Raw genomic sequence first — 13,332 nt, 5'->3', positions numbered from 1 at the left:
CTTTCCGACGTTATAGTTTTAGTAATCGTATTGTTTATTGAAGAATTCGTTAAGTATTCCAGAAAAAATTATGACAAGAGAAGACAATCTTAGGAAGCTTTTAATTGTTCCTATTCTTCATAATTTTTCCTGAAATACCTGATATCTGAGTTATCTGTTTACAAAAATTTTCTTTAGAATGGTTTGATTGCTTTCTGTATCTTTTATTTCAAGAACATAAATTCCTTGATGCAATCCTTGAAATGAGATAGACACTTGCTTTTGTTGCTCTTTTAGTTTTTCTGTTTTGATGACGTTTCCAACAAAATCAGTCAGCTTATATTCTGGATTTTTTAGAGATTCAAGACCTGAAAGGTTGACAAAATCCTTTGTTGGATTTGGAAACACCTTAATCTCATCAAAAATTCTTGATGCCACCAAAGAAGAGGATGGTTCTACACCCCAAACCAAGTTATTATTGCTATATAGGGTTATATTTTGATTTGATTCGTACGCTATTCCAGCAGATTGATATGAATAATCATCTGATTCATTAAAGGCACTCCAGTTTGCTTTGGCAAAACGAGTTTGAATAGGTCCGGAATTTTGAGAAGGATCTAATACTCCAGCACCGATATCAAAAGTAATTTCTAAATAATCCATACCTCTATCCTGACCAAAAGTACCATTCACAAGATTAGTTCCTAGTTGTGCCCAATCACACCAAAAATTAAGATCATTATTATCTTCTGAAGTAAACCAATATCTAATGCTTAGCTCTTCAAAAGATACCGATTGGCCTCCATTATTTACTATTCTGAGATGTGGATTGATCATATTATCCGTTGCATTTCCTCTCCCTCCATCAATATATTCTAGTACTAAATCACCACTAGGTGCATCAGTAACAGAAATTTCTAGCGATTTTGTAGCTGTTTGTCCAACACCATTATCGATCGTTAATGAAACTAGATATGTTCCAATGCTATCAAATGTATGTGCAATACTAACTCCATTTCCGGTAGTACCGTCTCCAAAATCCCAAGTGTATGAAAGTGGATTCCCTAATGGGTCAGAAGATGCTGATGCGTCGAAACTTACTACCAAAGGAGCAGACCCTGATTGATTATCTGCTACAAAGTCAACAATAAGGCTTCCATCGGAAACGGTTATTGATTTAGTAATCATATCCTCTAATTTCCCATCACTTACTGTAAGCTTGACTTCATAGACTCCTGGATTTATAAATTCATAATCGGTAGTAATTCCAGTAGCTGTATCACCATTTCCAAAATCCCATGAATACGTTAATACATCATTATCAGGATCGGAAGACCCAGACGCATCAAAGCTTACCAATAATGGGGCAATTCCAAGATCAACATCTGATGTAAATTGAGCTATCGGAGCTTGATTAGCATCTAGTACTTCTATTGTTATTGTAGTACTATTAGTGTTTCCATCAGGATCAGTTACGGTAAGTGTTACTAATTGATCTCCTATTTGTGTAAATTCATAAGATGTAGTCACTCCAACTGCGGTATCTCCATTTCCAAAATCCCAAGCATACGATAGTGTGTCACCATTAGGATCACTAGAAGCTGAAGCATCAAAATCTACTAACAATGGTGCAAAGCCTGAAACTGGTGTTGCAGTTACTCTTGCTAAGGGAGCATTACTTCCGCCTGGTTCGATACCACTTACTAACTTTCCATTGAGATATAATGCTACTTGATCCCAAGGCGCAAATTCTTTTTTGGTTCCGTCATACGAGTAATCATTAGATTGATCCGTATCCGACCAATTACTATTGGCTATTTTGGGTTCCATTCTACCAGAACCATCACTTCTTCCAAGCATACCTGCTGCTGGATCAAAAGTAATCTCCAAATAATGATTATTCCCTTCGGTATTTACGATTTGTCCCTTTACATTATTACTACCGATCATTGCATAATCCACAAAGAAATTCAGCGGTAAATCCGTTTCTGTTTCAAACCAATAGCGAATACTTAGATCAGCGTATGCAACATCTTCCGAAGAATTATTAAAAATTCTAAAATGTGGTTTGATAATATTGGTAACTGCTCCTTCTGAAGCATCCTTATACTCCAATGTTAGAATTCCATCTCCACCAATTTGAATGTTTCTTGGAGTTGATGTTTTGGTAACACCATTGATTCCTTTCGCTACAGATGTAATTTGATAATTTCCATCTGGCAAGCCAGTTACATCTAATTCATAAGGTGCTGTTGTATCTTCACCTACTAATTCTCCATTACTAAAAAATTCTACCTTAAGAACATTATTACTTTCATTTAATAAGTTTGCTTCTATATGAACTGTACTTCCTGAAACATATTTATCACCAGATTTTGGAGACATTAATGACAAATAGATAGCTTCTCCTCCAGACATTGCTTCCATTTTAAGCGAATGCTCTTTATAAATAGCCACTTCTACATCTCCTTCAAAAACTCCGAATTTATCCCTTGGTGTATTGTTATCTGGAAACCACCAAAACGCACTAGCACCAATCTTTTTTTGTTCTATGAACCCATACATTTCTTCCCACCATTCGTATCGCTCTTGAATTTCAACATTAAATTCTCCGATGTATAATGGTTTCTTTAGAATTTGATGAGATTCATCAGCCCAATCACAGACTAGTTTTAAGGTTTCTTCTAATGTGAAATTGGACCAACTCTCACGAATATAGGGATGTGCAGAAGCAAAATCGATATAAGGCGATTGATGAATTTTGATAAAATCATTTCCTTCATCTCCACCAAATCCATAGCGAGTTCCGTGTGCTTCTAAACCTGTGCTTAATAAATGATTGGAATCAATTGCTTTAATAAAGGCTCCCATATCATCTACCCATGCTCTCAATACATCCGAAGTTACATCATCTCCAAATCCCTGATATCTTGGTTCATTCATCAACTCCCAAGCGAGAATTGTAGGATCATTTCTATATTCTACACCATCGTAGTGATTAACACGAGTAAGAAAATATTCTACATAATCCTTATACCCCTGAATAGCAGAAGCATTTGTAAAGAACTGTCCTTGATCATGCGTTCCTGCTCCTTCTACCTCGATACCTTCCCATTTGAGTCGATCTTTGATGCCTCCGTAATCATTCCAGTAATTTTCTAAAGCCACGATCAGTTTAATTCCATTTGCTTCTGCAGATTTGATCACATAATCAAATAGTGAAAATTGTCCTTCACTGTAGACTCCTTTTTGAGGTTCGAATCCATGCCAATCCTCGTGGCTAAAACCCCATAGTCGTACTACTCTCACTCCATTTTCATATAACCTTCGCATATGTTCATCAATGCGATCTTTGTCCATAAATTGCGTTTCGATATCACCGCTAGAAGAACCATAAGTAAAAAAGTCATATACATTGGCCCCAGAAAAATAGTAGGGCCTTCCGTCTAGCATAAATTTCTCACCATCCGTGTAGACAAAGTCTGATGATGGCATTCTTTGCGAAAACGATTCCATACCAAAAAATAGTAAGCATAGAAATGTTATTGTGCTAATGTTAGTTTTCATCTTAAAATAGATTAGTTGAGTTTTTAAATTTGTTGTTTTTTGAATTGTATCTTTTGTACTCCAACTATCAACACAGCATCATTTAATCACAAGACATTCCCCTTTTTAGTCCTGGATCAACGATCACTTTTACTTCTTTAGTTTGATGTTTTAGATAACTGTTGGATGCCTATGAAGAATTTGACACCCAACAGTTTCACATTTATTTGGCAATCTGTTTAATTATTGTTTTTCTGTCTACTTGAATCTGAATAAAATACATACCTGACTGAACCGAAGTCATATCAAGTTTCATTTCTTTTATATTGTCTTGAACATATCTAGATGATATTGTTTTTCCACTAATATCAACCACACGAATGAAGGCATCTTTAAAACTGTAATTACTATCTAATAATAGATAATCTGTTACCGGATTTGGAAAAGCAGTTACACTTAAAGATTGTTCTGACAATGAAGGATCATTTTCTTTATTTTGACAGTCAGGAATGTCACTCTGATTCGTAAAATAAATGGTATATTCTCCACTTTTAGAGACCAGAACAAAATTATCTCCATCCATGGTTACCAGATAAGCACCATCAAAATTTGATATTCCAGTTCCAGACAAAACAATATCAGGCCCCACTTGCCCAAATGTTTGGCTGGTAATAGCAGCTTTCAAATCTATCCACCATCCTGGATTTCCATTATTTGTGCTCATAGAAAGTTGCCATAATCCATTATTTTGTAAATCCCAATTGACTGTAAAATTGGTTACGTTACTCAAATCTGGACCATTCTGACCTAGCACATAAACTTTATCATAGGAAATATTAGCTAAGGTTGGTAATGCGGCACTCATTGGTGCCCCAAAACTACAATCATTACCAGATGATGGCTGGGTCACAGTAATAGTTTGTATTACACTATCTGACAAAGAACCATCACTCACCGTCAATGTAATTGTATATACTCCTTCTATAGTATATGTATGATTCACAGTTTCACCATTTCCCGCAGAACCATCGCCAAAATCCCATACATATTCTAAAGCATCTCCATTTGCATCTGAAGATGCTGATGCATCCATAGCTACGATCAATGGAGCTATTCCTGTAGTTACAGAAGTATCAAAACTTGCCTCAGGAGCTACATTTCCTTCCAAAACAGCAATTGTCATTGGTAACGATGTATCCGATTGTACTCCATCACTAATGGTTAAAGTAGCAGCATAAGATCCAGCTAAAGTATAAGTATGCGAAGGGGTTTCTAAATTACTAGTATTGCCATCTCCAAAATCCCATAAATAATCAATGCTAGATCCTGAAGGGAAAACAGAACTTGAAGCATCAAAACTGACTAGTAACGGAACATCTCCAGAAACTGGCGTAGCCGTAAAATTAGCTTCCAATCCAGGTAAGGTACTTTGTACTTCTATTGTCTGAGTATCGGTATCTGTCTTTCCATTGCCATCATCTACTGTAAGTACCACTTGATAGGTTCCAACCTGTTGATATGTATATGAAGTAGTTACTCCTGTAGCTGTATCTCCATTTCCAAAATCCCAACTATAAGAAAGTATATCATCATCTGGATCAGTAGAATTACTAGCATCAAAACTAATAGCTAATGGAGCTTCTCCAGAACTAACATTATTCGTTATCACTGCATCAGGACTTCTATTGGTATTGTCTCCCGAAATTGGTTCTAATCCCCAAACTAATACTCCTTGATAGTACAATGTTACGAGTACATGTGGTTTTAACGAAGTTTTAGATCCATCGTAAGAAAAATCATTACTCTGATTATGTGTTTGGAATCCTGCATGATGTAATCTGGTTTGTATCTGTCCCGACTTACCATTTGCATTGATATTCCCTGATGATGCAGAGAAACCTACTTCTAGATAATGCTCACTATCCTGAATTCCAAAAGTACCATTAACACCAATAGGTTGTGAATAGTCAATATTAAAATTCATCGGAATATCATGTTCTGGAGTAAACCAATATCTTATTTTGAAATCGTCTAACGAAACACTTTGATTAGATTCATTTACAATTTGGAATACTGGTTTTAATTCTACAGTAGCAACTCCTGAACTATTATCACGATATTCTACACTGAAATCTGTATCTGGTAAATCTCCAAATCTTTCATCTACAGTAATCGTAATCTCGGTAGGATCACCAACTATTTCTCCATCTGCAGCAGCTCTTACTAGTTTTATGGCATGTTCTCCTTCAGTAAGATTTGTTATGGCAATTGGTGCTACTATATACACCGAACCTTGTTCTACATTATCAATAAAATATTTAATATGCTGACCATTAGGAGCAATATCCCATAAGAATGTGGTAAACTCTATTTCAAAATCCGGACCTACCAATCCGCCATCAGATGGAGATTGTATCATAACCGTAGGGTCTTGAGGTAATTGATCTTTGGTGACAATTACCGTAATTGTTTCTCCCAGATCTGTAACTGAGTTATCACTACGTTCCATTTGCAAGGTTAATTCATGAGGACCCTCCGATAAAGCTGTTCCATCTGCATGAGGACCTTCAGCATCAATCAATCCTCTGTCCTGACCATCTATTTTAAATCGAAGTTTATATTGCTGTGAAGGTAATTCCCAACCTTCTGTTTCAAAATTGATGGTTATTGGAGCATTCACCATTTGCCCATCTACTGGAGATGTAAAGAAGATATCTGGCAGTGGTCCTATTGGAGTATTAGCATCACCGCCATGTAATGTCCAGATAACCGCAGCATCAAACATTTTAAGCCCTTGCTCGGTTAGTAAATGCATAAACTGATCTCTTAATGGAAAGGCTGTTCTTCTTGATGGAATTGAAATACTGGCTTCGTATCCAAACAAAATGGGTTGCGTTCCAGCTTTTGCCACAATAATAGCTTCATCAGATGGGTTCCCGAATGGTAAACTCTGAGTGATTCCATATAAAGCAGTTTGCGCATCAGCACCAGCTGCCATTGGATGATCTGTATCTGCAATGGTAACCTTAGAAAACCCTTCAGAGGTAATTCCAAAACCAGAATTTAATGGTCCTGAAGTCATTCTTAGTTTTCCATACATAAAAGGATTCCATGTCATTAATGGCACACGTGCACCTTCCAGATCATTCCCTAGTTCTCTAGGATCTACGGAAGAGGAAATTAATACTAAATCAAAAGGATTAGCAGATTGAGGACTGGTAGCTTCTTCATCGGAAAACAACGTAATTGCAAATCCTAATTTTTGCTCTAATCTGGATTTTATACGCTGATCTTCATTAGAAAGGTTGTCCTTATCTCCTACTACAAACATCACTTTGATCGTATTCTTGTAGTTTACTTGAATTTCTGGTGTAATCGAAGCTGTTTTGCCCTCATTATAGAAAACCTTTGCTGTAATTCTATATGTTTTCCAAATCAAAGGATTCCAATCCATTTCATAAGGAGAGGTTGTTACACTTCCTATTAAATCATCATCTATATAATATTCGATTTTAGAAACATCCGTAATATTGGTATTTACAGCTAGTCTTACAGCATCCGAAGTATCAATTTGAGCTCCATCAACTGGAGAAGATATTTCTAATAGTTGAGTTCCTGCTATCGCGGACTCTGAACCATCTATCTGCTTGATATATGCTTCTAGTTGATCAATTTCACTAGCACTCAATGTAGATACCGCTCCGTGTGCATCATTTGGATTATAGGTCGTTAGTACATCTCTAATTGTTGGAGCAGATCCATCATGAAGATATGGCGCAGTAGCCCAAACATCTTTTAACGTTGGAACGTCAATCCCTAACAATGATTTTTCTAAACGATTCCCACTTGTAGCAATAATAGTCCCGACATCGTGTAATTTTCCGGATGGACTATCTGTAAAATTATCTCCACCATGACATGACATACATTGCAGATCTGCGAAAATTGATTTTCCAGCTACTGCATCGGCGGTCAAGGAACCATCTTGATTTCGGTATGGACTTGGGTCAAATTGATTTAAAGATTCAATATATGCTGCTAAAGCATCTAAATCAGGAGATTTACCTGCTTTTGGACTTCCTAAAGTTAATGCTGTAGTACCTTCATTAAAAGTAGCATTATCTATAAATCCCTGCCCTTTGAAATGAAAACGAATATCATTCTCAAAATCTTGAATCTCATCAAAGTTGGCACTCCAATGTACTCTTCCATGACCAGTTCCTGCTCGACCAACTAAAGAAATAGTATTACGAAGTCCCTCTCCACGATCTGTAAAATCCCAGATTCTTCCATCTTGGGTTCCATCGATATGACAACTAGCACAACTTACATAACCATCTGTTCCCATTCTGATGTCGGCAGCATCATAAAATATTTGCTTCCCTTTAAGAACCTCAGCACTTAATAATTCTTGAGTAACCGTATGAATTGTTGCTATTTCTTCTAAGAGCGTTGTTCCTTGTGTAACCATTTGATCCGCATCAAATACGGTAACCGTCCGATCCATAAAGTTCTTCACAAATAATCGATTCGTAGCTTGATCAAACACCATTCCCTGAGGTGCTTTACCTACATCTTTTTTATTTAGTTCTAAACCGGTTTTAGGATCAATAACTACGATTCGGTTATTACCTTGCATCGTGATAAAAAGATAATTTCCTGTAGGACTAAACAATGCCGAAGAAGGCTGACCATGATTATCAATATCTAGCCTATTCTGAAGGATCTCGGTGCTGGTCGTTAGATTAAGAGGTGATATTGCAGTTCGTACCACATTATCAAAAGTTAATGTTTTTCCATCTCTAGCCAAACCTCGTAATGTATTGTCTTTTTTTGCTACAGACCAAGCTGTATTGTTATCTGGATGAATACTAATTCCAGCAATATAATTAGGCAATCCTCTACCTTCATTACCGTTATCCACTGTAAAGTCATCCAATGCTAACCCAATGGTATTTCGAAGAGTAAAAGTAGATAGATCTACTTCCCATATTTGACCTTCCTGATCTGGTGATATAAATCTTGTTACTAATAACTTTTCGCTATCACCTGTTATAGCAAGTGCTCTTGGCGTATTTCCTATAGCGATTGAAGATACAAGAGTGTTTGTGACAGCGCTAACCTCTATCAATTCTCCTGATCCAAAAGCAGAAACAAAACCACGAGTGCCATCTGGAGTAAATACAATACCGTAAGGTCTAGATCCTCTATCTAAAGCTATTTTCTTTATAAGAATACCTTGATTATTTAGAATATAGAGTTCATCCGAATCTCTACAGGTGATCCAAGCATTATTATTAGTGTCCAATGCTATATTTACTGGATCCTCTCCTACAGTAACTTCGTCTATAATCGAAAAATTATCAGCATTTATAAGTGTAACTGAATTATTATCTGGATTGACAGACCATACAATTCTATTATCCTCATCCACTATAATTGGACTTGATTGCTTTGGTCCACTACCTGCTATATTATTGGTCACCACTATTGACTGAGATGCTACTGCAAATCCCCCATTATTATCAGAAACCTGTACCTGAACAGTGTAGTTTCCTGCTTCGGTAAAAATGTGATTTGTAGTATTACCAATCCAATCTGTTTTCGGAGAACCATCACCAAAATCCCATCGGTAGTTCAATGAATTACCGTCGGGATCTGTGGCATTTACGGTAAACTCTAAATTAGTCCCCACAATTATTGGTGATGGAATATTCAATTCTATATTAGTAACTTCTGGAGATTGGTTAGAAGAATCTCCTCCTGTAGTGAAATAAAATGTGTATTCTTCCATTCCGTTACCAACAGCATCTTTTATTCCGTCTTCTACAAACTTTACTTCATACGTAGTATTAGGTAATAACTTTTCTTTTGGGGCATAATTAATAACTTGATAAGAGGTAGTTGTTATATCTCCTTTAATCGGCTGACCACCTAACGGACTTACCTGAATCGTTTGATCATTAAGAGTAAGATCATTTAGAGTTTCGTTAATTACAAAACCAATAGTTGTGGTAACAGGCTGATTAATTGCTCCTGCTACTGGGAAATGATGTCCAACAGATGGAGCTTTAGTATCTAAACCATCTTGGTGTGCAAAAATTGATGTCTTATCATCTCCACTAGCTACCAAAATATGTCCGATTGGCATCCATTGATTGTCTATGAACTGTAGTGTCTCATCACTAGAAGGAGGTATAAATTCTTGTTCAATTTCCATCGTTTCAAAATTGAACTTCACCCCCCTATCAAACCTTCCAGAAAAACCATATTCATCTTGAAAAATCATGTATCTCCCTAAAGTAATCTGATCAGAATGCAAGCTAAATCCTCTTTTTACATTTGTAGGATCACTAATATCAAAACCTACTAATGCATCAGGACCTTGGTTCCCACTCATGAAAACCAGATAGTTTCTCCAAAGTTGAATTCCCGTGCTATATTGTTCATGTGGAATATCTCCACCAAAAGATCCTAAAAACTTAATGTCATCAGGGTTTCCAAAATCGAAAACACTAATATCGCCAGTTTGAGGAGCATAAAAGACATAATTCCCTACACGCACTACTACATCTGGTAGTGAGACCGAAACAGGTATATCATCTACCTGCACTCCTGATCGCATGTCGAATACTCTACTACCATTAATTGTATGCGGAAACGTCTCTAAATTATCATAGTTAGACTGTCCGTCTTGAACAGTATACAGTATATCCGAAGAAGTAACAGGCTTACGATCTAACATATCAGAAAGATCCAGATATTTATAACCTGTACCCTCCACTTCTGGCACAGAATATTCTCTATAAAAAAGATCGCCATCTAGTTTCCACCATCGATGTCCATTATTTGCCGCATCGCTAAACTGAACTCTTTTTGGAGCCGTAGGATTAGAGATATCCCAAACTCCTGTTCCAGCTTGCCCATTAATCATTAAGTAATTGCGATGGTAGGTATTAATTCTATCCCCTTCCGGAAAGTTGGCCAGAAAAGTTCCTGCAGGCCAGGTTTGTGTTGTCATTTCCGGACCGGCAGTACCATCATACATCATATTGAATGAAGATAGTGCTACCAGACCAGATAAAATGAGAACTCCTATTGTGTAAAAAAGCGTTTTACGTACATTTTTAAAATACGCGAGCCATCCACACTTATTTTTTGGTGTTGGTCCCATAATAAGTTGTGAGTTTTTTGAATTGTTTTGTTGTACTTTTTATTTAAAAAAAGCTGTTTTTGAATGCTATAAAAAAGGAAAGAGACTAAGGAGTTAAGGAAGGTAATAATCTCTTTCCTTTGATGATTTTATTATTGTTTTATAATCTGTTTTGTGATTGTTTCTTTTTGGTTTCTGATTTTCAAAAAGTAAATTCCTGATTTTAAATCTACCAGATCTACTTCAATAAAATTAGTATTTATGTCTTTGTTTAAAGAAACCTTTTTCAGTACTTTCCCAGTTACATCAACAATATCTACCTGATTGGTTTTAAGAATACTATTAGACGATATTATTAATTTATCAGAAACAGGATTTGGATAAGCTTTGATTTCAATACTAGTATCTTCTTCAGGCTTTCTTAATTGATCTGTACAATTAGGTGCCGTATCACTATTGCTAAAATAGATGGTGTAGGTTTTATCCTTAGCTACTAGAGCAAAATTTTGACCATCTTGTGTTGCGTAGTACGCCCCATCAAGATTTGCAAATCCAGTTCCAGAAAGTGTTATGCTTGGCTGTGCTGAATTAAAATTTTGACTAGTTACATTGTTTTTAAGATCATTCCACCAACTTGGAACTCCATTATTGGTATTCATAGAGAATTGCCATAATCCATTATTTTGTAGATCCCAGTTGATTGTAAAATTAGTCACATTGCTTAAGTCTGGGCCTCCAGATCCCAATACGTAAATATTAGAATAAGAATTATTAGCAATGGTTGGTAGCGGATTTGCTAATGGAGCACCGAATGTACAATCACCTCCATTACCTGATCCTGTAATGGTTATCGTTAATTGATCCGTATCCGAAATTCCATCAGTGTTTGTTACTGTTAATATAGCTATGTAATCCCCTGCCGTTGTGTATTCATGACTTACAATAGACCCAGTACCAGAAGTACCATCACCAAAATCCCAGTTGTATGATAAACTGCTTCCATCTGATGATGTAGAACCTGATCCATCAAAAGTAATTGTCGCAGGAGCTATTCCAGAATTACTATCTACCGAAATACTTGCTGTAATTATTGGAGTAGTATCATCATTTACAGTTATAGTTTTACTAGTTGTATCATTCAAAGAACCATCACTAACTGTTAAACTTACCTGATAGCTACCAGATGTGTCAAAAACATGTGAAATGCTAACACCAGTAGCTGTGGTTCCATCCCCAAAATTCCAAGAATACGATAGTGTATCACCATCGGGATCTGAAGATTGAGAAGCATCAAATTGTACTGTTAATGGTGCATTACCAGAACTAAGATCATTTGTAAAACTAGCAGAAGGTGGTAAATTACCTGTGCCCCCAATAACATTTGGAATAAATGGTGCGAAGTGTGGTCGAAGCACATCCATTTTCCATTCATTTACAGTAGTCCAATCATCTTGTAATATTCCACCCGTATCTCCTGAATTTGGATTCATCGTCCAAAATGTCCAGGAATATATACTTCCCATAAAATCAACCCATTCTGTAAACCAAGTAAAAGCTACACCACCAAAGGCATCTTGATCTTTAATTCCAAACTCTCCAATAAATAATGGAGATGTTTCTTCTTCGTATAAATAATGAAAGTTTTCTGTCCATATTGGTGGCATGTTTTGAGGAAATGAAGCTGCTTCAAACCAATCTTGAGGTGCCACTTCTGGTCCATATTCGTGAGCAGAATACATTAATTTCGAAGGGTTTGATAATTGTACAGGATATTGTCTTGCTCCCATTAATTGTCCTCCCCACCAATAGGAATTTCCTTCAAACTCACCAACGCCTTCTACAATGATTAACACATTAGGATTTACCTCCAAAATCGCATTTCCACATCGTTCTGCAGCTTTATTCCAATCGGTAGCTGGATTGCTATTACCCCAAGAAGATCCATGAGGTTCATTATTTAAATCCATACCTACCACAGCCGAATAGTTTTTATAACGCTCAGCCATGAATAGCCAATCATTAATCCATCTTTGTTCTGAATATTCATTAGTATACCAAAGATCTTCTATTAAGTATCCATCTGCTGCTCTGGAATGATTATCTAATACAATTTTAATATCATTATCCTGACACCATTGCACCAAAATATCCATGAGTTCTATTGGTTTGGTGATTTGTGATTCTTCCTCATTCATAGGAGAAATTCCAGTATAGGCATCAGTCCCATAAGAATTGATGCTAATCGTAGAACTTGGGTTTAGCATTTCATTAGACCAGGGTACTCTAATGGTATTGAATCCTAAATCTTTGATTTGCTGGAGTACGCTTTTCATATCACGACTCCAAATTCCATGAGGAAAATAGGTTTGTGTTTCAAAACCGAACCAATTTACCCCAGTAAGTCTTACTTCCTTTCCTGTGGAATCGAATAATTTATTCCCAGAAACCGAAAGCCAGTTTTGTTGTTGTGCATAGACACCTGACATATTACCTAAAAGCAATAGCAGTGCTATCGTGTAGTTTATAAATTGTTTCATTTGTAGTTAGTTTTTTATTGTTTTTGATCTGAGATGAAATTTGATCATCTAGAGTTTTTCAGAACACGGAGTGATACTTATTAGTAACATCTTATTTTACTATTGATAAAAGTTAAG

The 13,332-nt window shown here is 36.3% G+C and carries 3 protein-coding genes; all 3 read right to left on the bottom strand.

Annotated elements, in window-relative coordinates; translation table 11 throughout:
* Positions 1 to 150: 150 nt before the first annotated feature.
* The 3 genes from ACWNT5_RS08770 to ACWNT5_RS08760 all read right to left on the bottom strand — a co-directional run bounded on the left by ACWNT5_RS08770 (position 151) and on the right by ACWNT5_RS08760 (position 13,215).
* Positions 151 to 3,546 (bottom strand): PKD domain-containing protein, encoded by a 3,396-nt coding sequence (locus ACWNT5_RS08770; protein ID WP_456517124.1) that lies wholly within the window; start codon positions 3,544 to 3,546, stop codon positions 151 to 153.
* 202 nt (positions 3,547 to 3,748) lie between these two features.
* Positions 3,749 to 10,699, bottom strand: a complete 6,951-nt coding sequence (locus ACWNT5_RS08765; protein WP_456517123.1) for a PKD domain-containing protein — start codon at positions 10,697 to 10,699, stop codon at positions 3,749 to 3,751.
* 131 nt (positions 10,700 to 10,830) lie between these two features.
* Positions 10,831 to 13,215, bottom strand: coding sequence for a cellulase family glycosylhydrolase (locus tag ACWNT5_RS08760; RefSeq protein WP_456517122.1), 2,385 nt, complete (start codon positions 13,213 to 13,215; stop codon positions 10,831 to 10,833).
* Positions 13,216 to 13,332: the final 117 nt, after the last annotated feature.

Source organism: Aquimarina sp. 433 (assembly GCF_054054605.1).
Note: the sequence above shows the minus strand (reverse complement) of the source record. Positions and strands in the feature narration are given on the sequence as shown.